This is a genomic window from Nostoc sp. 'Lobaria pulmonaria (5183) cyanobiont' (assembly GCF_002949795.1).
In the GTDB taxonomy this organism is placed as follows: domain Bacteria; phylum Cyanobacteriota; class Cyanobacteriia; order Cyanobacteriales; family Nostocaceae; genus Nostoc.
In genome coordinates this window covers 3309545-3335313 of sequence record NZ_CP026692.1, presented here as the reverse complement: position 1 = coordinate 3335313, position 25769 = coordinate 3309545, and the positions used below count along the sequence as shown (strand labels likewise).

At 39.5% G+C, this 25769-nt stretch carries 22 protein-coding genes; 13 read left to right on the top strand and 9 right to left on the bottom strand.

The window, feature by feature from the left end:
* Window positions 1-33 precede the first annotated feature (33 nt).
* The 5 genes from NLP_RS34925 (at window position 34) to NLP_RS14485 (ending at window position 6196) form a co-directional block, all read left to right on the top strand.
* On the top strand, window positions 34-489 hold the full coding sequence (locus NLP_RS34925) for a hypothetical protein (protein WP_234017326.1): 456 nt from the start codon (window positions 34-36) through the stop codon (window positions 487-489).
* Between the two features lie 95 nt (window positions 490-584).
* Window positions 585-2669, top strand: coding sequence for a WD40 repeat domain-containing protein (locus NLP_RS14500; protein ID WP_104907000.1), 2085 nt, complete (start codon window positions 585-587; stop codon window positions 2667-2669).
* A 136-nt stretch (window positions 2670-2805) separates the two neighbouring features.
* The gene (locus NLP_RS14495) at window positions 2806-3594 is read left to right on the top strand and encodes a GUN4 domain-containing protein (protein WP_104906999.1); all 789 of its coding nucleotides are present in this window, start codon (window positions 2806-2808) and stop codon (window positions 3592-3594) included.
* 37 nt (window positions 3595-3631) lie between these two features.
* A complete protein-coding gene (locus NLP_RS14490; protein ID WP_104906998.1) occupies window positions 3632-4933 on the top strand; it encodes a WD40 repeat domain-containing protein in 1302 nt (433 codons plus the stop codon).
* Between the two features lie 195 nt (window positions 4934-5128).
* Entirely contained in the window at window positions 5129-6196 is a 1068-nt protein-coding gene (locus NLP_RS14485) for a WD40 repeat domain-containing protein (protein ID WP_158680380.1), read from the top strand.
* A gap of 80 nt (window positions 6197-6276) precedes the next feature.
* Here NLP_RS14485 and NLP_RS14480 read toward each other — a convergent pair whose 3' ends face one another.
* The 3 genes from NLP_RS14480 to NLP_RS34920 all read right to left on the bottom strand — a co-directional run bounded on the left by NLP_RS14480 (window position 6277) and on the right by NLP_RS34920 (window position 9090).
* Window positions 6277-6651, bottom strand: a complete 375-nt coding sequence (locus NLP_RS14480) for a DUF1257 domain-containing protein (protein ID WP_104906996.1) — start codon at window positions 6649-6651, stop codon at window positions 6277-6279.
* A 102-nt stretch (window positions 6652-6753) separates the two neighbouring features.
* Entirely contained in the window at window positions 6754-8301 is a 1548-nt protein-coding gene (locus NLP_RS14475; protein ID WP_442946666.1) for an AAA family ATPase, read from the bottom strand.
* 603 nt (window positions 8302-8904) lie between these two features.
* Window positions 8905-9090, bottom strand: a complete 186-nt coding sequence (locus NLP_RS34920) for a hypothetical protein (RefSeq protein ID WP_234017325.1) — start codon at window positions 9088-9090, stop codon at window positions 8905-8907.
* Between NLP_RS34920 and NLP_RS14470 the strand changes: the two genes are divergently transcribed.
* Window positions 9083-9373: a tetratricopeptide repeat protein gene (locus NLP_RS14470; protein ID WP_234017324.1), complete on the top strand. Its 291-nt coding sequence runs from the start codon at window positions 9083-9085 to the stop codon at window positions 9371-9373. The two genes, NLP_RS34920 and NLP_RS14470, sit on opposite strands and share 8 nt — an antisense overlap.
* A gap of 52 nt (window positions 9374-9425) precedes the next feature.
* Here NLP_RS14470 and NLP_RS14465 read toward each other — a convergent pair whose 3' ends face one another.
* On the bottom strand, window positions 9426-10223 hold the full coding sequence (locus NLP_RS14465) for a pirin family protein (RefSeq protein ID WP_104909882.1): 798 nt from the start codon (window positions 10221-10223) through the stop codon (window positions 9426-9428).
* Window positions 10224-10504: 281 nt separating this feature from the next.
* Between NLP_RS14465 and NLP_RS14460 the strand changes: the two genes are divergently transcribed.
* The 3 genes from NLP_RS14460 to NLP_RS35545 all read left to right on the top strand — a co-directional run bounded on the left by NLP_RS14460 (window position 10505) and on the right by NLP_RS35545 (window position 13340).
* Window positions 10505-11950 (top strand): MFS transporter, encoded by a 1446-nt coding sequence (locus NLP_RS14460; protein WP_104906993.1) that lies wholly within the window; start codon window positions 10505-10507, stop codon window positions 11948-11950.
* A 446-nt stretch (window positions 11951-12396) separates the two neighbouring features.
* Complete coding sequence (locus NLP_RS14455) at window positions 12397-13200, top strand: phytanoyl-CoA dioxygenase family protein (protein ID WP_104906992.1); 804 nt, start codon at window positions 12397-12399, stop codon at window positions 13198-13200.
* Between the two features lie 14 nt (window positions 13201-13214).
* The gene (locus NLP_RS35545; protein WP_267894921.1) at window positions 13215-13340 is read left to right on the top strand and encodes a hypothetical protein; all 126 of its coding nucleotides are present in this window, start codon (window positions 13215-13217) and stop codon (window positions 13338-13340) included.
* On the opposite strand, the gene NLP_RS14450 is transcribed toward NLP_RS35545, so the two are convergent.
* Window positions 13337-14248 carry a beta-1,6-N-acetylglucosaminyltransferase gene (locus tag NLP_RS14450; protein ID WP_104906991.1) on the bottom strand — a complete coding sequence of 304 codons (912 nt, stop codon included), beginning with the start codon at window positions 14246-14248 and terminating at the stop codon, window positions 13337-13339. The genes NLP_RS35545 and NLP_RS14450 overlap by 4 nt on opposite strands.
* A gap of 161 nt (window positions 14249-14409) precedes the next feature.
* Here NLP_RS14450 and NLP_RS14445 point away from each other — a divergent pair, with 161 nt between their 5' ends.
* Window positions 14410-15672, top strand: coding sequence for a glycosyltransferase family 4 protein (locus tag NLP_RS14445; RefSeq protein WP_325034743.1), 1263 nt, complete (start codon window positions 14410-14412; stop codon window positions 15670-15672).
* A 171-nt stretch (window positions 15673-15843) separates the two neighbouring features.
* Here the strand turns inward: NLP_RS14445 and NLP_RS14440 are convergent, their stop codons facing one another.
* The 4 genes from NLP_RS14440 to NLP_RS14425 form a co-directional block, all read right to left on the bottom strand.
* The gene (locus NLP_RS14440; RefSeq protein WP_104906990.1) at window positions 15844-16890 is read right to left on the bottom strand and encodes a D-alanine--D-alanine ligase family protein; all 1047 of its coding nucleotides are present in this window, start codon (window positions 16888-16890) and stop codon (window positions 15844-15846) included.
* Between the two features lie 139 nt (window positions 16891-17029).
* Complete coding sequence (locus NLP_RS14435; protein ID WP_104906989.1) at window positions 17030-18448, bottom strand: ATP-grasp domain-containing protein; 1419 nt, start codon at window positions 18446-18448, stop codon at window positions 17030-17032.
* A 59-nt stretch (window positions 18449-18507) separates the two neighbouring features.
* Entirely contained in the window at window positions 18508-19341 is an 834-nt protein-coding gene (locus NLP_RS14430) for an O-methyltransferase (RefSeq protein WP_104906988.1), read from the bottom strand.
* A gap of 4 nt (window positions 19342-19345) precedes the next feature.
* Complete coding sequence (locus NLP_RS14425; RefSeq protein ID WP_104906987.1) at window positions 19346-20575, bottom strand: sedoheptulose 7-phosphate cyclase; 1230 nt, start codon at window positions 20573-20575, stop codon at window positions 19346-19348.
* Window positions 20576-21952: 1377 nt separating this feature from the next.
* Here NLP_RS14425 and NLP_RS33155 point away from each other — a divergent pair.
* The 3 genes from NLP_RS33155 to NLP_RS14415 all read left to right on the top strand — a co-directional run bounded on the left by NLP_RS33155 (window position 21953) and on the right by NLP_RS14415 (window position 25708).
* Complete coding sequence (locus NLP_RS33155) at window positions 21953-22153, top strand: hypothetical protein (RefSeq protein WP_158680379.1); 201 nt, start codon at window positions 21953-21955, stop codon at window positions 22151-22153.
* Window positions 22154-22692: 539 nt separating this feature from the next.
* On the top strand, window positions 22693-23184 hold the full coding sequence (locus tag NLP_RS14420; RefSeq protein WP_104906986.1) for a hypothetical protein: 492 nt from the start codon (window positions 22693-22695) through the stop codon (window positions 23182-23184).
* 1396 nt (window positions 23185-24580) lie between these two features.
* A complete protein-coding gene (locus NLP_RS14415) occupies window positions 24581-25708 on the top strand; it encodes a response regulator (protein WP_104906985.1) in 1128 nt (375 codons plus the stop codon).
* The last annotated feature ends 61 nt before the right edge of the window (window positions 25709-25769 follow it).

Sequence of the window (25769 nt, the reverse complement as noted above, 5' to 3'; positions counted from 1 at the left end):
GCCGTCGCACATGGCGCATTAGCTTTAAGTGAAATGGCAGCAATTGATGATTACCTGCGCCACAGTTATGCTATTCGTCTTTGGGAACCCCACAGTAAAAGTTATTCTTATTTAACTTTGATTGAAAAAGGGGCAAAGTATCCAGGGGCGCGTTCTGAAGCTTTAACTCTGCAAGTCGCCACAGAGGGACAGCGAGAAATTCGCCTTGATATTGGGGAAGTAGCAGAAGTTTCTCAAGCGGAAGTTTCTTACGATCCTCAAGGAAGGATGACGAGCAGCCAGTTAGTAAAACAAGATAGTTATCGCTCTTTGGAAACTGATCATCAACAAGTATGTGTCGCCCATATTGAACCACCTGGAGAAACAGGAGTAGACCGAATACAGGCACAATTTGAAGTGAATGAACAACAGGTATTAGTAGTGACGGTGAAGGATTTACTAACGGGGAAAATGTTAGTAAATAGGGGTGCGATCGCTAAACTCAAATAATCTTAGCTTAGCGTTATTTGTGTCTTAGCGGTTCGTTAAAAAAGAACTTTAATCAAAAAATTGAATACTCCTAATACTAAAGCGGTAAACATACAATGACTGAGAATAAACCAAAAGAATATGATGTTATAGTTGGTGGGCATCAGCCCCCGCCATTAGGTGGTGTCGTATTGGGAGGTTTAGAAGGAGCTAAACACCGTTTATCAAGTAATATTTTAGAAGAGCGCATTGCTGCACTTTATGAATTATTTAATTATGGAGAATCTGGTTTAAATTTGTTGATTCATGCTTTAAAAGATGAATCAGAACAGGTTCAGAATAAAGCATACTCTCTTTTGTTATCAAGAGAGGAAGAAAATGTCAAAGAGCTACTACTTCAATACAAACCCTGGCAATTTTTTGAATACTTACGCACCACAATCGGACATTCATCTTCAGTATGTTGCAGTGTAGTTAGCCCAGATAGCCAAATTTTAGTAACTGGTGCAGATAGTATTAAAGTTTGGAATTTAAAAACAGGAAAACAAATTTTTTCCTTGTCAAGTCCTGGACCTAGATATGTGAGTATTAGCCCTGATGGAGAAACTCTTTTGAGTGCTTTTTATGAATATGGTCAAATGCAACTTTGGAATTTAAAAACAGGTCAACTTATTCAAACTCTTAAACCAAAAGATTCACGACATCCTACTTCTATAATCGTTAGTTCAGACTGGCAGACTGTTGTTGGTGTCAAAAACAAAAGTATTGATATATGGGATTTAAAGACAAAACAGCTAATCCTAAATCTAAAAGTTTATTGTGGAAAGCTTAGTTGTATAGCTCTTAGTTCAAATGGAAAAATATTGGCAGGAGGTAGTTTTGATAACCGCATCCGAGTATGGGATTTGAATACAGTAAAAGAAATTAAGACGCTTGAAGGTCATGTACAAAGTGTTTGTTTTCTTGCTATTAGTCCCGATAATAAAACTATTGTTAGCTGTGGAGATAAAACGATAAAAATATGGTATTTAGAAACAGGAAAATTACTTAATAGTTTCATAGGTCATAAACGCCGCATCGTTTCTGCTGCTATTAGTGACGATTGGCAAACAATTCTCAGTTACAGTACAGATAAAGTTATTGTTAATTGGAACTTAAATACAGGTCACCAACTAGGTACATATCAAGAAAATTGTGAAACAGATTTCTCTTTATTAATAACTGAGAATGGGCAAAATTTTATTACTATCAGCGATCATATGGTGAACACATGGGATTTACATACAGGACAGGTCATCGACACATTCTCAGTAGTAGGACATTTAGGTTCAATTAGTTCTCTAGCTCTCAGTCCTGATGGATTAACTATTTACAGTTGCGGAGGTCTTGATGCAACTATTAAGTTATGGGATTCTAAAACAGGGGAGAAAATTTCTAGTCTCTATGGACATTCATCTCCAGTTCATTGTGTAGTTACTAACCAGGATGGCAGTATTTTGTTGAGTGCTGGTAGCGATAAAACTATCAAAATTTGGGATGTAAAAGATAGGCAAGAAATAAGTACTCTCGTTGGTCATTCCAACAGAATTTTTTCTTTAGATATTAGCTATGATGGGAAAATTTTAGCTAGTGGAGATCTAGATGGTAATATTAAAATATGGAATTTAGAAACAAAAGAAGAGATTTATACTTTACAACAGAAGGCATACTCAGATTATTCTAGAAATGGAGTTTTCAGCCTAGCTATCAGTTTAGATAAGAAAAAATTAGTTAGTTGTACTGAGCGGCTTTATCCAGTATTGCAAGTATGGAATTTAGAAACAGCAGAAGAAATTTATGCATTAACAGAGTTACCTGTAGAATATGTAAAGATTAGTCCTAATGGAAAATATTTAATTAGTGGTGATTATAATCGTAAAACTATTGAAGTACGCGCTCTACAAACAGGAAAAGAAATTCGTACTTTTCCAGGACAAATAAATTGCCTTACCATTAGCCCTGATGGAGAAGCGCTATTTGTTGGTAGTAAAGACCAAAGCATCCAAATCTGGAATTTGAATACAGGAGAACTAATTCGCTCGTTAAGAAAACACTCATTTTCTTATCATAGTAATGTACTAGCTATCAGCCAAAATGGGCAGATTCTTGTTAGTGGCAAGGGGGGTACTATTAATATATGGGGAGTACAGAAAATTGAGTAAAAATTATTTTGAATGGGGAAATTAACCCATATGCTCAGAATATTTTAGTGAAAATTGCGATCGCCTAACTCAAGTGATTGGGAGTGAAGCAGGGGTGTATTGATAAATTGCAAGCCTTTTCTAAATAAAAACGGCAATGTCAGAAAATTACAATCAACCAAGAGAATATGATGCTGTGCTTGGCGGACAAGTACCACCCCCAAAACATGGTGTGGTTTTAGGAGGTCTGGAAGGTGTTAAACGACGGTTGACCGACGCCACATCTCCAGAACAACAAATTGTCGCCGTTGCAGAAGCCCTAAAGTATGGCGAAGCCGGTACTAAGTTGGTGTTTGAGATTGTAAATACTGAATCTGAAAAGTTGCAATTTACAGTATCGTCACTGCTGGGACAACAAGCATTAGCAAAAGTACAGTCCCATCTAGACAGGGAAATACCATTAATCTCTGCGGTTGATTTAAACTACAGTCGTTTGCAAAATTTCCTCGCTTCCGAAAAGTGGGAAGATGCAGACCAAGACACTGCTAATATAATGCTGCGGGTATGCGATCGCAAAGCACAAGGATTTTTAGATCCATCAGACATCGAAAAATTTCCTTGTGAAGACTTAAGCACCATTGAAACTCTCTGGCAAAAATATAGCAACGGACGCTTTGGCTTTGTTGTCCAAACCCATATCTGGCAAATCGTTGGCGGTACATCGAATCCCGACTGGGAAGCATGGTGTCGCTTTGGTAAAGGTGTGGGATGGTTTTCTCAAGGTACTTGGTGCTATTGGAATGACTTGAAATTCAATTTGAGTGCGCCTGTAGGAAACTTACCCCGTGGCGGTGCATTTATTGGTTGGGGGTTAGGCGACTTTTGGACGGGTTGCAGAACTCTGTCTGCGATCGCAGAGAAATTAGCAAACTGCAAAATAACCTAAATTTGGGAACACTGGTATTAGCCACAGGTAAAAAGCGATGCCAGATAATACCAATCAACCAACAGAATATGATGCTGTGCTTGGCGGAAAAAATCCTCCGCCAGTCGATGGTGTAGTTTTAGGCGGATTGGAAGGCGCAAAACAACGTTTCGCTAGCAGTGATGAAAATTACCGCCTTTTAGCGGTTTTGCAACTCATTAACCATAGACAGGAAGGCTGGGATTTAGTAATTCAGGCTTTAAAAGACCGATCACAACGGGTACAGCTAGCAGCATATAAATTATTGCGGGATATCTCAGAATTAAAAGTAAAACAGGCAATCTTAGAATTTAATCCCTATCGTTTTTTTGAGTGTGTTTACACAATTGAGCTTAATAGGAATGATGCTGCGATCGCTATTCATCCCGACGGCAAAACCCTAGTCTGTTGCGATGCTGGCGGTAGTTCTTTTGAAGAACCTCAAAGAGATGGCAGTATTGTTGGTGGGACTTATATAGACTTTAAAAAGTGGGATTTAAAGACAGGAAAAAGTCTTCGCACCATCAGTAAAATATTTGGTACGAGAGTAAAAGACTATCCAAAACATTTAACTTTCAGTTCCGATGCTCAAACTTTAGCAATAGGTGGTTCTCAGTATGACAGTACTATTAGAACTGAAATCTGGAATTTCAATACTGAGCAATTAAGTCATGTTATTAGCGGACAACCATTGTGGGAGTCGGGAACTCGAAAGCGTAATACTCTTACAGCTATTGCTCTCAGTTCTGATGGCAAAATATTAGCTAGCGGTAATGAAGCTGGTAATATTATCGTCTGGGATTTAGAAACAAAACAAAATATTTACACTATCAAAGGACACTCAAAAAATATAACTTCCCTTGCGATCAATATAGATGCAAAAATTTTAGCAAGCGCTAGTTTAGATGAGACTATTAAACTATGGAATTTAATAACGGGAAGTGAGATTTACACCTTAGTAGGGCATGAGTCTATAAATAGGCACCCTTATGGCGTTGTCTCATTAGCAATTAGTCCCAATGGACAAACCTTAATAACTGGCGATAATCATTTGCCAACACGCATTAGAATATGGGATTTGAGAACTGGTAAAGAAGTTCATACTTTATTTCCTAATAGTGGCCAATTAAACTTTTTCACTTTCAATTCTGATGGAAAAATATTTGTTAATTGTGGTGGTGATGTTGATATCTGGAACTTGCAGACACAAGAACGGCTTGCTAAACTTTCTTCTTATGGAAAAAGTGTTGCTATTAGCCCAGATGGACAGACTATTGTCACTTACATTAGGAAATTAATTCAAGTATGGCGAGTTCCATAGAATAAAGGATAGGTGCGATTCCAAATAAGTGCGATCGCATTTCCTTAATTGGGAATACTGGTATTAGAGTCGAGGAAGAGAATTATGCCAGAAAATCCCAATCAACCTAGAAAATATGATGTTGTTTTAGGCACTCAAAATTCTGCCCCTATTGGTAGTGTTATTTGAGGGGGAATAGAAGGAGTAAAAAGCCGCTTGGCGAATCCATTTGTGGAAGTGCAAGTTGCAGCATTAAAAGAGGCGATAAATTATGGTGAAGCAGGTTTAGACTTAGTGATTCAAGGTTTAATGGATGAATCGGAAACAATAAAAATAGCGGCTTATCTGCTACTGCGACAAAGGACAGAGCCAGAAGTCAAGCAGGCTTTACAAGGTTTTAATCACTGGCAACTAATAAAGTGTCTTAGTACTCTTGAAAGATATGGAACAGTTATTTCTCTTCCCATTAGTCCCGATGGGCAAAGAATTTTTGTTGGCGGTTATGGAGTGATTCAAATTTGGGATTGGCAGACAGGAACGATCCAAACACGAAGTCTACAAGGACATTCAGATGAAGTCAATTTTTTTTATTTCACTTTAGATGGACAAACAATCATAGGTGGGAGTTGGAAAGATGCTCGAATTAAAGCTTGGGATTGGCAGACAGGAGAGATTATAAGTTCTCCGATAAAAGAGTATTCATTGGGCATTAATTCTATAGCTATCTGTTCAGATGGGGAGACAATTATTGTTGGTTGCGGTGGAGGATTGATTAAAGTATGGAATTGGCGGACAAATCAACTTCAACGCGTTCTCGAAGGTCATTCAGGGTCGGTTACAGTTGTTATTAGCCCGGATGGGAAAACTCTTGTTAGTGGTGGTGATAACACCATAAAAATGTGGAATTGGGAAACAGGTGAACTTTTGCGTACCTTAGAAGAACCACAAGGAGTTAATTATCTAGCTATCAGTTTTGAAAAAGGAACTGTTATTAGTAGTAATTATGATAAAATTAAATTGCGTGATTTGCAGACAGGACGCCTTAAACTTACCCTCAATGAGCATCCACAAAATATTCGTTGTCTAGCTATCAGTTCAGATGGATGCACTCTTGTCTCTGGCAGTAGAACAGGAACATTAAAAGTGTGGAATTTGCAAACTGGCGAACTTCAACGCAGTATAGAAGGGCATTCATACTATATTCATGGACTAGCTTTTGACCTAAATAAACAAATAATTGTCAGTAGCAGCCTGCACGAGATTAAAGTCTGGGGAGTTGGATAAAGTAAGTCTGAAAGATAAATTGAACAAAAATGAGTGGCAATCAAAAAGTGATGCAATTGCCACCCAATTCTTTGATCGTTCTACACCCAACGCCCTACAACTACCCGCACAGTTCCATCTTCTAATACTTCTTCGTCCTCCACATTAAAGCCTTGTTCTTGCACCGTTGCCATCAAGGTTTTAGGAGCATATTTTTGGCTGATGGAGTTAACAAACTGCTGTTGATTAATTTTTGCTCCCCAAAAGTCTGCAACTATTTCGTAATTTTCACCACTGCGGCGAAAACCTAAATCATAACCATTCTTCTGGCGAATTACATACTCGGCTTGAGTCATATCGCCTCGATATCCGCGTACATTTGTGTTGCATTCAACTTGATAGTTTAATTCTTGCAACACTTGATGCAGAATTTCACCGTGTTTGATTTGGACTTTGATAGTTGTGAAATGAGACATAATAACAATTTTGGATTTTAGATTTGGGATTTTGGATTAAATGACGAATCACAGAGGACACAGAGAGTTTTTCTTAAAACCTTTGCGCGAACTATTCCTATTTTAATCGACTTCTAAAGGGCCTATTCCTTGTTCGGTTGAGTATTGTTTTAATTCTTCTACCAACAGCACATCATTGGAGGCGGTTCTTGCACCGGCTTGTGCTGCCCATTGCTTTAATGCTTCAATTTGTTCATGTGCGATCGCAGCTAAGGGCACTGTCTGCGCTACAGCCTGTAAAATATCCTCTGTATTAAAGTCTCGGCGCTGTCCCTCAATTCTTGTGGAAAATGCTTGGTGCATGGCATCAACGATTACCTGCTCAATTTCCGCACCGCTAAAATTGAGACTTTGTTTGGCTAACAAAGCTAAGTTAAATTCTCGCAGCCGATTCGGGCGTAACCTTTGCAAATGCACTTTAAAAATCTCTTGGCGTTCGGCTTCTGTAGGTAGATTCAAAAAGAAAATTTCATCAAATCTTCCTTTTCGCAACAACTCGGCTGGTAATATTTTGACATTATTTGCCGTGGCAACAATAAACACACTCGCGGTTTTCTCCTGCATCCAGGTAATCAAACTGCCAAACACCCGGCGCGATGTCCCCGAATCCCCATCAATGCTACTGGTAATATTGCCAAAGGCTTTATCAATTTCATCAATCCACAAAACGCACGGTGCCATTGCTTCGGTTAGCTGAATCATTTGACGGACGCGGCTTTCGCTTTCGCCGACAATCCCACCAAATAAACGCCCAGAATCTAATCTTAATAAAGGTAAGCGCCATTCATGGGCAATTGTCTTGGCTGAAAGGGATTTACCTGTTCCCTGAATGCCCACAAGTAACATCCCTTTGGGGTTAGGAATGCCGTAGCGTCTGGCTTCTTCGGTAAAAGCATCTTGCCGCATTAGTACCCACTGTTTGAGTTGATCTAATCCACCAACTCGTTTGAGTGATTCTTGCGGTGTGAAAAATTCTAGAATTCCAGTTTGGCGGATTGCTTGCTTTTTTTCTTCCAATACGCCGTCAATGTCAGACTCATTTACCTGCTGTTTAGCAGCTAAAGCTTTTGCCAATACTCTCGAAATCCGGGTGCGACTTAAACCTTGACAGGCTTTAACTAACTGTTCCCGCGATAAACCAGAAACATTTAATTTATCTGGTACTACCAACTGTTGGATTAAATTATCTATTTCGCCAACGCTAGGTAAGGGAAAATCCACTACAGTCACTTCTTGCAGTAACTCGTCGGGAAGTTCTAAAGTATGGCTGGTGGTAACGATAATTTTACGCGATCGCTTTAACTCCCGCGTCAAGTTTCGCAACTCCCGCACAATTGGGGCATTCTTCTCCGTAGTCGGATTTTTCACAAATGGATGCAAATCCCGCAGTACAAACATTGCAGGTGTTTGAGCATCAGCTTTGCCAATTCGCCCTAATGCCGCCATCACCGAACCTTTATCTGCACCATTGTCACTCCAACCCCGGACAATATCCCAAAATAAAACTTGTCGTTTTGGCACAGAACGCAATGCAACTTGCTGCAATACTTCTTCCACAGGTTCTTCTTCAACGGAAATCACATACAGTAAGGGATACCGTGCTCGAATCATTAAATCAAGTTGTTCTACTAAGGTGGCGTATTGCTGATTCTCGCTGCTATGAGTTGCATCTGGTTTTTCATGTTGATAAAAATTGCTCATAAATAGACTATTACAAACTAGTAATTAGTTAGTCTTAATTAATACTATAATTTTTTCGGAAATATACTAGTATAAATTTATCAAAAAAATATAAAAATTAAGGGCTTCTGGTAATTAACAGTCTGTACCAGCGTAAAAAGGCTAGCGATCGGATCGCTCCTAGAGAAATGCCAGCTATCTACATTTTTCATCTTCTGAGGTTTTATTTGGTTTTGTTCATTTCTAGCCAGTTGTAGAGCGGGAACTGAACTCTGTTGAGCGCTGTATCAATTATGTAGAGCTTTTCTACAGCGCTCATTTGACAACTGGCATAGCACGGGACACCAGAAGCGGAAAGTTTTGCCACATCCCTCGTACAACTTCTTCACTGTCCCGTTGTGTTGATATCTCCATTGAAACTGCAACCCAAAGACATTGGATGCCAAATTGCCAAAATTTTTAAGGGTGTTATCTCTTTCCCATTGTTCAGACTCCAAAACACTCAACAATTTCTCTTCCAGTGCCCCAAATGCTTCAATACAGCACGGGCAGCCTTTTCCAGCTTATCGTTTTCCCGTAGCCTGTTAATGCGATCGCTTCTTGGCCGTTAGCTGCTGTCAGAGTTTCAAAACCAATAGTATTAAATAACTGCCTTAATAAATCGCAATTGTCTTCGCGGTCATCAACTATCAGAATTCTGTATAGAAAGCATTTGACCACTGGAAATCGCAACGGTGCTGTAGCAGCTTTGGAAAATATAACGCAAACTTCTAATTTACATACACGAACGCGAGTAGAAATTGCCCGAACTTTAATTAATAGCGATCGCTCGGCTCCAAGTACTCAAGAACTCAAAGCCGCTTCTGTCGCCATTGAGGCACTGGTATTAGAAGGTAGCGATCGCTATCGTCTGACTAAACAAGTATTAAAAACTGCTCTCAATTTAATCACCTCGCGCCAACTCCAAGCTACTGCTGATTTAACAATGCTTTTCTTTTTCTAGCCACAATTCACATTTGGATTAACAAAATTTTATTAGTGGGATAGGTTCACATTCATTGAAAAACTGGCGTTGCACCAGAAGTTGCTTGACGATCTCCTGCCTCGCGCAGACGCGTTTCAATTTCAGAAATACGCGCCTCACCCGTTCGCAAGGCCTCGGCAGAAGTGTGTACGGAATAGTATCCCAGTTTTAGGTCATACGGATGGCGAACTGCCGACCCCATTATGAAAACCGCTCCGTCTTTTTTATCAGCCTGCATAGTGATAACGCCATTATCAGAGGAAAAAGTCACCAACTCACCCTCACTAGCGATATCTGGTGTCGCCACCGCTCCGCGACTGACACTTAGCCAAGCCACATCCTGACCTATGGGCGGCTGGTATTCCCAGCATTTACCTGGGGCAAGCGTGACCAACAGATAATTTATGCCTTCAGGAGAGCGTACAGGGCTTTTTACCCCAGCATAACTACCAAGAATGATACGGGCTGGACCTACGCCTGGAATTTTATCAGCTTCGAGATATTGACTATCAACTTGCCCATTTTCGAGTTCAGGTGGAAGGGCGATCCAAAGTTGATATCCACGCACACGCTTTGATGTACCGGACGTCATTTCTTTCCCGTGCCAGACACCACCACCAGCACGCATCCATTCCACACCACCATAAGATATAGTACCCCTACCCGATTCAGGATCGTCGAAGTGAGCGTCACCTTCAATAATAAGAGTTACGGTCGCAATACCTGAATGCGGATGGATTGGCATAGATTCCGCCATCCTTGCATCGGCATCAATCAGATCCAAAAAGACAAAAGGTTTCAGCAAATGTCCTAAATCGGAAGGACTCATGAGCCGGATAATCGGCCCGTGACCTTGACCGCGTGTCTGATGGACAATTCTCCTTGTTTCTGTTTTTTGTGACATTGAAAGGGATAATATTAGGACTTAGGAACTTTACAAAGTTCCCATAATATACATTAGTCGATGTATACATTTCAGGTGCTGACTGCAACTCTTATTTAATCTTATATTTATTCTTTTGGGTGTTAGACACAACTTAAAAGCCCAAAGTTAGTATAGTACATATGTATGATGCGTAAATCCTAATTATTTTCTTAAATACTAGATTTATGGATTCTTCTCAAATTGAAACAGGTGCGCCTCTTTCTATAGAAATTGCTCAGATTGCCTCACCATCAACAACACTCTCTCCAACCTCAACACTCAGCCCTCGTATTTCTAAAGATGCTATTCGCAGCAGTTTGAGGGCTTCTACTGCCGATGGTGTTTTCGCAGCAGTTTTCTCTATTGGTACTGGCGGAATTTTGCTAGGTAATTTCTTAGTGGGGTTGGATGCCAGTCCAGTGGTATTTGGGATGGTGAGTTCTATCCCCATGTTAGTGAATCTCTTTCAGCCGATGGGTGCTTATTTGTCTGAACGCAGCACTAGCCGCTTTCAGTATTCCCTTAGCACTCATGGAATTGGTCGGCTACTATGGCTGATTTTAGTAATTGGCATTTTTAGCTTTAGTTGGGGAGGGCTGAATTCCAACCAATTAGTGATATTGTCGCTTTTGATTCTCGTATGCAGCAATTTTTTAGGAGGACTAGGAGCCGCATCTTGGTTGAGTTGGATAGCAATGTTAGTCCCACGGCAATTACGAGGTAGATATTTCGGGCTACGCAATAGCCTTGCCAACTTAACCGAGTTGGTCGGTTTGCCAATAGCCGGTCTAGCTGTATCACATTGGTACGGGGGACCTATCCAAGGTTACGGGGTGATTTTGCTCTTAGGCATTATCTTTGGAATTGTCAGCTTGGGGTGTCAGTATTTCCAGGTAGATATAAATCCTCAATTACAAAATACTTATCATGCTAACTCATCTCAAACCAATGAGATTCAGTTAGACTCGGCACCAAATGAACCTGTTGAGATATCTGAACCAATCTCTCTACCGCAAATGCCAACTCCTCAAAACCAGATAGATAGCAGCATTTGGAAAAACTCTAATTTTTTGGTGTTTCTACTTTATTTCGGCTCATGGACGTTTGCTGTTAATCTGAGTGCCCCGTTTTTTAACCTCTACTTGCTAGATACGCTGAACTTGGATGTGAGTTGGGTAACTTTCTACAACAGTCTGCGAGCAGGAGCACACATGCTAATGCTCATCGTGTGGGGTAGATTAGCAGATAAAATAGGCAATCGTCCGATTCTTATTTCTAATGGAATTCTAATTGCAGTCATACCCTGGCTGTGGCTGAAGATGGGTTCTAGTCCTCTCGATCTCTGGCTATGGTTGCCACTGTTACACATTTTTATTGGAGCTAATTGGGGAGGAGTTGACTTGTGTAACAACAATCTCCAGATAGAGATTGCACCAGTAAAAAATCAGTCTATCTATTTTGCAACAGCAGCAGCTATTGCTGGGGCAAGTGGTGCTTTAGGAGCAACTATCGGTGGTTTCATCGCTCAATTTGCTGGGTCTTTTGGCATAGCGGAAGTATTTATTGTATCTGGTGTATTACGATTAGCATCGCTTGTGCCACTTATTGTTAAAAAAGATTTGGGTAGTTAGAGTGAAATTTGTTTGTTAAAGATGTGACAAAGAATATTGCACTCAAACGGGAGATTTCTACACCTATAGGAAGACCTGCTAACATACATATTTACTCTATAGTGAAAAAGATTTGTGACATAATAACAAAGTTGATGTCAGTAAAGCAGTTTCTAGAAATCTGTTGTTACATAAACTCAACTTTATCAATTTTTGGGCAATGGTCAAGCTGAAGTTGAAACATTTGTGGAACAGTAGTTTTACTCTTTGATTTCACGGAATTCTCAGTGAAATCGAAAATTTTTTGCCCAATCGAGAAAACCAAGTTCTTAATCTTGGATAAAGTCGCAATATGATATACATTTGGTTGACCGTCTGGTCATAATTTCGGTTTCAATATGCAATTTGAATGCCGATTAGCTTATCTGACCCAAATTAGTTAAATTTCAAAATTTGAAAAAGTTACGATGCTTAAGGTAGACACATCAAAAATCACCACCCAACAAGTTGAAGCTTTCGAGCGAGACGGTGTTATCTGCGTCAAAAATGTGTTGGATGACATCTGGGTAGAACGGATGCGAAGAGCCGTTGACAAGAATGTATTAATTCCTGGGCCTTTAGAAGTTAAGGGCATCCCTAGAGCAGAAGGTCATGTGGAACATACCAGTAGCTTATGGCTCACGGATGCTGATTTCCGTGCTTTGGCTTTTGAATCTCCCCTAGCGACGCTCACTGCTCAAGTCTTGAAATCGAAAAAACTTAACTTTTTGGGTGACGGTTTCTTTGTTAAAAAGCCGAAAGGAGAGACGGGTGTCGGCTGGCATAACGACAAATCTTACTGGCCTATACAAGGCTGGCAGTGTTGTAAAATTTGGTTAGCTTTAGATAGTGTCAACCAAGAAAATGGTAAATTAGAGTACATCAAAGCCTCTCATCTATGGGGCAAGGAGTTACGTGAAGCATCTGACCCCTCGTGGTTTGTAGAGCCAGAGCCTCACGAAATTATATCTTGGGATATGGAGCCTGGAGATTGCTTGGTTCATCATTTTATGACAATTCATCATTCAGTAAGAAACACATCCTCCACACGACGACGCGCAGTGGTGATTAATTGGACTGGCGATGATGTTACTTACGAGCGCCGCCCCAATGCTTGGCCTTTCAGACCTCTTGAGGAAATTGATATACCAGAATTTGAGTCTCTCAAAGCCAAAAAATCTGGGGAGCCAATAGACTGCGATATATTTCCGAGAGTTGAACTGCATCGCTAGTCCAGAATTTAGAAGTGGTTGCTGCTATTGTTAAGGATGCGATCGCTATACAAAATCTTATGGAGATTGTCCTCAACTCAGTAGCAATCATAACTGGGATTTATTTAGCTGGGTTTATCAAAATGTTAGGTGACTACTAGGATGTAATCTTGTCAAGTTCATCAAGAATATTGTTATCTATATCAATGTCAAATTTTCGACCAAAATGAGCAGATGATGCCAGCAGATTAGGCAAATCTTCCATTAGCAATATTTTTGGGTGAGGACCTCCAGTTGACCAATCAATATATCGCCGACAGTCATTTTTTAGTCTAAGGTGAGGTGTATTAGCAAGTATAGTTTGAAAATACGCCTCATCTGTATATTTAAGCTTACTGTAGTACAAAGTTAACACATTTCTCTGTTCGTGGAAATCGATAATGTACTTAGCAGCTTTGCGATTGGCACAAAACCATTGACTTCCACTGAAACAAGCAAGTTTCTTTGAAAAAGGAAGAAAAGCTTTTGTTAATAAGGGATGTTCTAAGTGTATTTCCATATTCAGTTGAGCAAAGTATTTCTTTGAGTAATGAAAATAAAATGTCTTCGTACAGTATCGTTGATAGGAATTTTTCAGCCATAACATGTTAGGTATTAAATCACGTTTATAAGTTTCATATGTGATTTGCTCATACTCAATATAAGCATCATATGGACTTGAAGCTAGATCATCCAATATATGCCTTGCAGTTTTAATGGGATAGTCTGCTCCACTGAGTAATACAAACCAATCCGGTGTATCTGAAACTTCGTACATCAGTCGAAGTGCTTGTACTGTTGCTTCTACTAAAGTAAACCCTGCCCACTCCGTTTGGATGTGAGGGCGTACTAGTAAAACATTTTTTGACAGAGTATCTACAGATAAATCACATTTTGAAAAATCATGATGACACACAATTACAGGATAGTTGAACATCGTGTTTAACTTATTTATCAGTCTGTAAATTTGTAAAGGTTTTGTATGTGTTAATAAAATAAAACCTATTGATGGGCTGGTGCGCTCGTGCATTTGTTCAAGTTGTAAATGTATTGATATCAAGTTGCATTCCACGAGATTACTTTTGAGATAACTGTGAAATGTGGTGTAAAATTACTTCAATACATTACACTATTACGCTAAAATCTTGCAAGAGCAAACTTTTTGTTAATGAATAAATAGTTAAACCAACAATGATAAAGCCTCTATTGGTTAACACTTACGATCCCAAGGGAGGAGCAGGAGCTGCTCGTGCTGCTTATCGGCTACATCAGGAACTACTGAGATTAGAAATTGATTCTCAGATGCTAATTCAAGATAAAAGAATAGCTGAGTCTACTGTAATCAGTTCTCCCAATAAGGTAGCCGAAACAATATGGAAAGCGCGTCCGATTTTAAATGATTTACCACTAAAACTTTATATAAATAGGCAACAAAAGCCTACATTTTTCAGGCTGCAATGGCTCCCTAATACAGTTGCGTCGCAAATTGCTGGACTTGAACCAGATATCATTAACCTGCATTGGATATGTGACGGATTTATACCAATTGAAGCACTGGCAAAATTCAATAAGCCTATTGTTTGGACATTTCATGATACGTGGGCATTCACAGGTGGATGCTGCTATTCTCTAGGGTGCGATCGCTATACAAAATCTTGTGGAAATTGTCCTCAACTCGGTAGCAACCATAGTTGGGATTTATCTCGCTGGGTTTGGCAGCGTAAAACTAAAGCCTGGCAAAATCTCAAGCTTACTATTGTCAGTCCTAGTAATTGGCTTGCTGAATGTGCTAAATCCAGTTCACTATTTTCAAATAGTGACATCAGAGTTATTCCTCACGGGTTAAATCTCAGCATTTATAAACCAACTGAGCGTCAAATAGCCAGAAACTTACTGAACCTACCACAAAATAAGCAACTAATTTTATTCGGAGCAATCAACGGAACTAGCAATCCCAGAAAAGGATTTCATCTATTACAATCAGCGTTGCAAAAATTGAGCCAGTCTGATTGGAAAGATAAAATTGAACTGATTATTTTTGGCTCATCTCAACCTGAAGATTCAGTTGATTTAGGTTTTAAGGTACACTACTTAGGCAAAATTGATGATGAGAAGAAACTAGCGCTTCTCTACTCATCTGCGGATGTGATGATTGTGCCATCAATTGAAGAAGTTTTTGGACTGACTGCTTGTGAATCCCTGTCCTGCGGCACACCTGTGGTTTCTTTTGATTCAACGGGACTCAAAGATATAGTTGAACATCAAAAAAATGGATATCGAGCGCAATGTTTTAGTTGTGATGACTTAGCAAATGGTATTATTTGGGTAATAGAGAACAAAGAGCGGCATCAAAAACTTTGCGCGAGCGCTCGTGAGAAAGCCGAACAAGAATTTGCGATCGAGCTACAAGCATATCGTTACTTATCCCTCTTTGAGGAAATGGTTACGTATTAATTTAACAACCTATGACTAGGAATTAAAAACCTTTTAAAAGCGTTGCCCTACAGCCCTTTGGGTATCCTATGGCGGGCGTTGGCAAAGCGATCGCAGCCTTAACCGACTCTTAATCAGCGATCGCTCACCTATACACTACAAGCAGAAAAACCTATACCAAGAAATTCACTATCAATTTTGCAACGCTTTTTTATTACTGCCTAACGTTTCATTAATAGCCATGATTAATAACTCATTTAGAGGGATTCCCACTGCTTTCGCCATAGAGGAAATCACACTTTTGGGGGAAAAAGAACAATATAAGCCGGCTTCTAAGAACCAAGGTTCTCCCTCTGGGTCGATCCGAAAGTCAAATAAACTGTAGTGGCGACAGCCTAAAGCCTGATGACACTTCTTAGCCACTTGCTGAACTTTTGGGGTCATCGGGTCATTCGGGTCTACAATCCAAGACTTCTTATTATCTTTAGCAGCGAAACCCAAGTTGCCATCGTCTGTTTGTTGGAGTTTATCAGCATGGCTGCGGATGGGTTTTTCGTGGGGGTCTAGCAGATACTCTTCAAGGGGTAAACCCACTAGCTCACCGTCTTTGACAATGATGCCGCATCTGACTTCTCGACCGAGTTCGATGAATTCTTCTACAATCACCTCATCTGAATATTCAAAGGCTTTCTTCAGAGCAGCGTCATAGTCAGTAGCCTCTTTGACTAAGGCCATCCCTAAAGAGTTATCGGAACTTACGGGTTTGACGATCGCTGGAGGTGTAATTGGCGGCGTATCTCCTTGACGAAGCAGTTCTCCACGAGGCACTTTCACCCCTGCTGCTTCGACAATTGCTTTGGTTCTGGCTTTGTGCGCCGTTATTGCCATGATATCTGGAGTATTGCCTATGTAAGGGATCTTCAGCAAGTCGAATAAAGCGCGGTATTCAGTCATTCCAGGGATACAAAACATTTGTGGTAACATGATGTCAATGTTTTGTGCTGTTAGAAACTGTATGGCATCAGACAGAGTCATCGGTTTGGTGTCAGCAATATCTTCAGGGCTGAGGGAGGGAGGAAATCGCCACTGGCGATCGGGTGTGATGTATGCAATCTGAAAGTCATAGTGCGATCGATCTGCCGTTGCTGCTAGACAGTCTTGGGCATAAAGGCGTGACAAATCACAATAAAAATCATTGTATGCAGACCCAACTAAATGAAGGATACGAAGTACTGGCATGATTTATCTTCCTTATATATTGTTAAAATTTATATAGCGGTTCTCAGCTTGAGTGAGCTACAAGAACCCCACCCCCAACCCCTCCCCGCAAGCGAAGAGGGGACTATGATGTACTGAATTTTTTTAATTACGAATTATTTTAATCGCCACCTAATTCCACCAGTTTACCAATGTTAAAGTCTATTTTTACCCATCCTTTGAGTTGTTGCAGATTTTTCAGCAAAAGTAAGGGAATCTGCCAATGATGCAAAGTCAAAAATGGTATGGGGTCATCAAGACTATAAATGGCATCAGTGCCTCGCACTAGAGTATTAACCGATGTTTGCAATTGTTTCCAGGAACGGATACCAGTTAGTCGCCAAATTTCGTGATATATGAAGTAAGTGGGCTTGCTACTTGCTAGGGGTTCCAGAGGTGCAGCTAGGGGAGTTTTACCAAGATAGGCGTCTGCAACACCGGGGTGATTGTAGAACATTGTAATTGCCGAATGGGTACGGGGATTGCATTCAATGGCGTAAACTGTACCGTCTTGGGCTTGGATAAAGTCGAAAGAAACTTGCCCAGTCAGTGCCAAACTCTTGACGAAGTGTTGTACCCATTCACGGATTTGGGGATTTTCGACGTTTTCATAGTTGATTTGAAAAGCAGAAGAGTCTGAACAGCAATGTAATCTTAATTCCCCATCCCGCACTGTACTATGTGTGCATAATTCTTTACCAGGAATAAACTCTTGCATAATCCAAGGTTTTTCTGGACTGATGGGTAAACTGTTGACAAAGGCTGCTGTCTCTTCTGGGGTGTCGCAGGGAAGTTTGGTTAAATTTAAGCGGCGAACGGAGTCGTAATCAATACTTTTAAGAATATATTTGCGGGTTTCTTGACTAAAATCGAAATTGATAACTTGTTGAGGATCTGTGATTTTAAAAGATTTGGGGACAGATAAACCAAGCGATCGCGCCCGATCGGTAAGGGCAAATTTATCATCCAACATCTTGGTTATATCTGGATCAAAGTGGAAAACTTCGCAGTATTCTGATAATGCAGCCTTTGCTAAAGATTCATAGTAGCTAGATACAGGACTGGATACAGGTACATAAACGTCAACCTTTTCCTTTTTAACGATTTCTACTAGCGCCTGGATATAACCTTCTAAGTCTGATTGCGGAGCCAGAACTGTATAAAAACGACTCACCGCTTTGGAAAATCTATGACCAGACAACCAGTATTTGTGACCTTCAATCAAAATAACTCTGTGCCCTGCTGCATGGAAGGAGCGGGCAAGTTGCAATGCTTTAGTCATCTTGGCTCCACTCACCAAGATCGTTTGAGGATGAGCAGCTACGACATTTTTCGTAAACAGCGATCGCCTACGGCGGGGCAAGGTCCAACGCACAATCCCCCACAGCAAAGATATCAATACTATCAAAGCATTGAACGGCAAGGCTATTAGTAATAATGTCAGAGTACCGAGAGTCTTGAATAAAGCTATTATCTTTACCCTAACACTCGTTGATGACGTTGGGGATTGAGGCAGAGATAAAGAAATTGATTGTCCCATAAGTCTTTCCTTTGTGTTTATTGTAGAGACGTTACATTGCAACGTCTCTACAAACTTCATTACACCACGCGTCTAATTAGAGTTATACCATCTCGGATGGGTAACAGAACTTGCTCGACACGAGGATCGGCAGCGACAAAACGATTGAACTGAGCGATCGCTTCACCGTTGGCGGTGCGTTGTTCGGGTGGTAGGTAAACTTGTCCCTGCAACAAAGTGTTATCCACACAAATTAACCCGTCGGGAGTCAGTAAGTTACTATCTAAAATCGTTTGGAAGTACTCTACATACTCTTTTTTATCTGCATCAATGAAGATCAGATCGAATACTTCTTTTCTCGCAGCCAGCTTGTAGAGTGTCTCTAAGGCAGGTGCTACTTCTACAACGATTTTGTTGCCGTGGGGAGACTCACTAAAGCAACGAACAGCAAATTGAGCAACATAAGGATCTACTTCGCAACCGATAAGTTGCCCATCACTTGGTAATGCTTCTGCCATTGCTAAAGCTGAATACCCTGTGAACATTCCTACTTCTAGAATGCGCTTTGCCTTGGTGATATGAACAAACATTTTCAATGTCTGTCCTTCCAGATGTCCTGAGAGCATTTCCTGCTCTAGTTGACGCACTGTTTCGCCATCGCTGAAGCGTTTGCTCCAGTCTTCTCTGCTAGTTTTTTGCGCTAATGCCGTCAATGCGCTCGATTCGGGGGTGGTGTAATCATCTAAGTAGGGATCTAAACCCGCCGCTAATTGAACACCCTGCCGTAAAGAATCTAATATCTCTACGGGAACGTTGTTATCTTCTGCCAATTTGAGGGTTTGCTGTAGCTGGGCTACTAAGATGCTATGTGGCGTTATCGGTCTAGCTGTTTCTCGTCCTACAACACTCGTCATATCTTCAGACCCCCAATAGCTTGGCTTCTTGACTTTCAATGTATGCGTCAACACCTTTGCCGCCACGAGGGTATTTAGCGCAAAGACGTTTGTGTTCAGCTAGGGCCGCATCAAGTTCTTCACGAGTCAGATCGTTGACAAAGAAGCACTCACCAATCGGACGAGGCATGGCTGCGCGTTGTTTACCATCTCGTGTCAAGCTTATAGACTGGGTAGCATACCAGAGCAAATCCCCATCCAATAGAGGATGATCGAGTGATAAACCGATACGACTCATCAAGTCTAGGATGCGATCGCGCTCTCCTGTTGGAATATAACCCCGTTGTGCTGCAATGGTTGCAGACAAAGCCATATCTATATTGACCGCATGACCGTGATATAGGGGTATTTGAGGTGCTAATTCTAGGGTAGGACTCCAAGTGTGACCGTAGGCGATGACGCGATCGAGGTCTAATTCATGCAAGTTAGGAGTCTCTAACTCCAACATGGTTTTTATTGCCTCGTAGTTGACTTTATGAGCAATCTCTTTAATTTCCGGTGTCGCATTCACGTGTCCAAAGTGAGTGGAAAGCAGTTCTTCGCCATATTCGTATAGCAGTTCAAAGACTTCAGAGTTAGAAACTACCGCAATTTTCACCAACTCTGCCATTCCATTACGAACTTGAGCCGTTGGCAAGGTTTTCAAAAACGAGAAATCCAGGATAACTTTTAAAGGTGCATGATATGCTCCCAAGCGATTTTTTTCCTTACGATGATTAACTGCAACCTTAATTGCTACACCTGCATCAATTAAACCAATCAACGTGGTAGGAATGCGAATGTAGTTACTCTTGCGACGGTAAGAAGCGCAAGCAAACCCAGCCACATCAGTAATTAAACCACCGCCGACGACTAAGACTGGTTCCTTACGAACTAAGCCAAAGTCCGAAAAAGCGTCAATAATTTTTTCAAAAGTTGCCAGGGTTTTAGCTGGCTCTGTAATAATAATTGGAAATACCGTCAGTTCAATGTCATAGTGTCTAAAATATGACTTGATCTGATCGCCATAAAGTTCATGGACATTGGCATCAATTACAGTCAGACAGCGACCAAATTTTGCATAGCTATCTGCGATTTCTTTGTTTTGAATATCAAATGCACCGTTCACATAGACAAGACTAAAATCGATTTTTTCGTAACCTTGCACGTGAAACGCAGCTTCTGTAGCTTCAAATGATGCTTGAACTTTATTCATCTGTGTTGACCTGATTCCAATTAAAAAGTTGTGAGATTTCGGTAATAATTGCGATTTACCCTAATGTATGCCATCAAGCAACCATGCTCTTTACCCTTTCAGATAAAAGACAGGACAAAATTAGCTTTCAATAAAAAGCTAACGCTTATTACTGACTGGTAATGTTTTTAAACAACACCATTCATTTGAGTAAATTGTGTAGATGGGTTAACCTTTAATTTGGCATAACCTCAAAAAAGTCAACTAGCACCACTAGCAATATATTAATATAATACTTGCCTGCTTTTTCTGTGGATTGTTAACTTTAAATTTGGGAAATTCATCTGAATTCAGATTTATTCCACTACATTTAAATATAGTGGCTTTCCCACTGTACGATTCCGCAAAAACTCTAGCCTAGACAACTGATTGTACCGTTGCTCTCCAAGCTTAAATTTGAGATTATAACCCTGATTAATCGTTAGTTCGCTGTTTATTAGCATTAGTCTCAAACCTTATATTACTAAACTCGCTACATTCTGTTTGCTTCAGAATAACAGTGGACTTTTAGGAAGTTTACCTGAATTTTTATTAACTCCACTATATTTGTCTCTAGCAACTTGCCAATCGTTAGACTTTGCAAAACTCATATCTTAGTAAACTACTCATATTGTTTATCATTGTCTATCTCTAGGCTGACATTTGATATTACAGAAATGATTAATCTCCATTTCGCTGTTTTTTTGCATTAGTCTCAAACCATAAAATGGTTAAAAACAAAGATGACTCACTGCATTCTATTCAAAATACCAGTAGAATACCTCTTTTACTAAGTTAATTTACTGCTCAGTAATCAACATACTTACCTCAGCAACTCCTGAAAATTCAGAATTTAAATATATCTGAGCTTTTTGTAACAAAAGTTTAACTTTTTTAAGGAATGCTTGTGTATATTAAAGGTTTCTAAGTTTGCTTAAATTGCCTTCTTAGTCCTAAAGTAAGCCTTTTCAGCTTAAAACAGCAAATAATTTACTATTTGGTAACTGAAAAGTACAACATAAATCATAACATTACAACAATGCAAATCATAACATCTGTAAATATCCTTAAGTCAATCCACCATGCGAAGTGTACCAGATAACCAAACATCTACAAAAAAATCTGTCTCAAGATAGATATTTTATACAGCAGCTATATCTAATATCGTGTCCGACTAAAGACTTATCATTTAGATCGCAGGGAGCAGGGGGAAAGAGGCTTTTGGGATTTTTGCACAGATGCGGTAATCATAAGTAATTAACCGGACTTGATATAACATTTACAGCTATTTTCAGGTAAATAGACCACGCGGTAGGGGCGCAAGGTCTTGCACCCCTACGACAGGTGTGGTTCAAATACTTGAATTCTGCTGTAATTATGGGTTACGTTGCCCGAAATCCGTCGCTTTTTTCGGTTCTAGATGCATTTACATACAATGTCTCACTTTTGCAAGCAGATTCACGGGTAAAAGATCGCGATTTACCGGATGTCAACAGTACACTAATTCACATAAATAGCAAAATATTGCCACGATATGCGATCGCAAATGGCGTAGTTTAAGACATCATGGAACACAGGCTGTTTTTAGATCATATCTGCGTTAAAAACTGACAATATTACTGTTGTGCTAGATAGCTGATAGCTGCCAAAGGGGGGAATCTGTGAGTGCGATCGCTTAGTTACTTTACAATATAATCCAAAATACTATTGTTGGTGATGGTAGGATTATCGTCGGGTCAGAGATAATTCATGGATGAATATTCTGGGTTACTCTATCAGCCAATATGAAGCTAATCAAATAAGGATTTTCATCCAGCAGTTTTCAAGTAGATGAGGTACAAAATAACTGAAGTGTCTGCTTTAATATCCGATATTGCTTGACAAGTTAATTTCGATAGAAAAAATTGAGTATTTCTAAGCAGACAAAATCTATTTCAATTACTTTTTATAAAATCTTAAAATTTCTTAACTTAGTTTAAAAAATCTTGGTATTGACTTCAGAATATAAGAGCGATCGCTTTGTAAAGGTTAGTTGATATTAGTTGTCAAATTGCTGGTGAAGTTAGAAACTAAAGAAATACAACACACGCAATTATTTTATGACTGCTATTTCTAACCTTGAATTCAAACGACCAATTTGGCAAACCGCGATCGTATTGACCTTGGGCTTTTGGCTCAGTGCTAGTCTGGTTTTAGACTGGGTAATTATGCCTAGCCTTTATCTTTCGGGGATGATGAGCCAAGCTGGTTTTACGACAGCAGGCTATACGATTTTTTGGAACTTCAATCGGATGGAATTATTATCAGCTGCTGTAGTCCTGACTGGGGCACTAGCTTTGAGCAAAACCCGATATCACTGGAGTATTGGCAGTATTGTTTTATCTGTGCTGCTGCTAACTATAGCTGTGCTTGATACCTATTTCTTAACTCCGCAGATGTGCGCTATAGGAGTTCAACTCAACCTATTTGAAGCTGCTGCTGCTATTCCATCGACAATGAATTTACTACACGGTAGTTATTGGCTACTGGAATTAGTGAAGCTGGTAGCTGGTGGTACACTTTTAAGCTGGTGCTGGCGGGAGCAATTTTAAGTAGATGGAGAAGTATAACGGTGAGAATGTCCACTTATAAATCTCACGCCAAAGACGCAAATAATTTCTTTGCGTCTTTTCGCTACATATATCTTATAAGTTAATGAATGTGATGTTTATGACACCCTAGGCCTATGCGTACAATTTTGTACTTATATTTTGTGATTTTTCAAACTTGAGATTTTTCGGGTAAGATAATTCAGTTTTTTATAAGTGTAATTCAATAAGCAGACATATAATTATCTTTTACTATACATTTTCAGCTTACCCGGATATCTAAACAAATAAATATTTATAACAATTTTCGGGAAGATGATATTAATTAGTTTTCATGTTTACTTTACTGATTTCTCATGAAGTTTATATATTTCTGGTAACTTTTTTTGAAAATTATAGTAATCTAAGTTTTAGTGAGTATGTTACTTGTTATCTACCATCTAGCTGAAAACTAGCTATTTTGCAGGTATCTACTACTAATCAAGGATTTTCCTGTAAGTTCTTGAATTTGTCACTCCGATTTATGCAGGGTGACTATTTAGCCCCACACAACATTAGAACCCGTTTCCAGTATTTATGAAGAGATTCCCTTCTGCTGATTTGGTCGCCTGTGCATCTCACCACACACCATCATGGCGGCAATTATCAGCAAACTCATTCTTGGCCGGAGGTTTTCCATTATTGTTGTGCAAGTGATAATTTTTTTGCCAAGTCCCAGGATTAAGAGTTGCTCTACAATCACAAACTTAAGTAAGATATTGAACTTTTGGAATGCTTAGTTTTTAATAATACTTTTTCTCTTGTGAAGTTATACTCAAGAATAAACTTCTTGAAAAAGTAGCCAACGACTTTCGTCACGGATATAAAAACATACTTTGTCAGCGCGGACTTAATGCCTATAAGCCTTGATGGAGAAACATTTACGTTTACATTACAGTAGATTTTGGTCGCTCCAGACTTTAGGATTAGGGACAAAAAACTTTTGCAAGAGAACTAAAGTATCTATAATTTTAAGCTGCAAAATACGGATAACAATGATACTTTTGTGACTGATGGGCGAGAGCCAATGGTCTTTGTGTGCCACTTGAGTTACTGTTAGATTGGCTAGATTAGCTAAAGATACAGAAAACCAATCTAATTTTTGAAATACTATATCCTGGCAACTAGTCAGGCAATTTTGCTATTGGTCAGTAGCACGAATTGGTTCAGTTGTAACTCGTGGATTATAGCTTAACCGAGATTGGTGAATTAAGAGTTGGGGGGTGTGGAATCTCTGTACTAACTCAAATATGACCGTTATATTTATCTGACAGTGCTTCCAACAAAGTCAGGGTGAATTCCGAAAAGGTAATTCACTAATTTTACCTGCAAATGTTAATTTTATTCCAAAGCTATCCCAATGAAGACACTTCCGATTAGTAGATACAGATTTTTCCAAAAGCTCCAGCCCCTAACTTTGTTGAAAAAAATCACTGGTAAGTCGGTTACTGGTTGTTTACAGGTGTTTAGTACATCAGGTTCTTGGTCAATATATGTAGATGAGGGGAAACTAATTTATGCCTGCTACTCAGAGAAAATGTTTGAGCCGCTTTACAGAAATTTGCAACGCTTGAGTCAGCAAATTTCTACTCTCCCTGACGGAATCAAAGACCAGTTGCGGGCGATATTTGAAACTGGTATTGAAAATCAGGCAATACCGAACCCAGATTATCTGGCTATTTGTTGGTTAGTCAATCAGAAATATATCAGTTCCTCTCAAGCTGCAATGCTAATAGAGCAATTGGCGCTAGAAGTTCTAGAGTCATTTCTGAACTTAGAAGAGGGTAGTTATGAATTTATTCCTGAGAGCTTTCTGGATGATATGCCAAAGTTTTGTCATCTAAATCTCCGTTTATTAGTTGAAGAATGTTTAACGCCCCAAAATGTTGGTGTTCGCGTTAGCGTTTTTGAAAGAGAAGCCTCTCATAAAGAAGGGGTTTATCGTCAAACATTGCCAAGTTATCAATCGCATACCTCACAATTTTTCCAAATAAATGAGCTACAACCTAAAGTCAAAACTACGCCAAAGTTGCCTAAAATAAACGGCTATAAAGCAGCAGCCTACTCTATTAATACTAATGAAAACAGGGGTCAGCAAATCATCCAACCCTCTGTTGACAGAAAAATATACACAATCTTGTGTATTGATGACAGTCCTACAGTATTGAATGCTATTAAAAGTTATTTAGATGAGCAAACCTTTTCTGTTATCGGAGTCACTGATTCTTTAAAAGCTTTAATGCAGATTATCCGTATAAAACCTGACATAATTTTGTTGGATATATTAATGCCTAATCTAGATGGATATGAACTCTGCTCTTTGCTGCGTAAACACTCATATTTTAAAAATACACCTGTGATTATGGTGTCAGAAAAAGTAGGATTTCTAGATAGAGCTAAAGCGAAGATGGTCAGAGCATCAGGCTATTTAACTAAACCTTTTAAGCAAGGAGATTTACTAAAAGTTATTTTTCAACATATTGTTTAATTTTCTAATATATAAAGTCACTTTATTTAAATAGCTTATTATTTTAAACATTTAAGGTTAA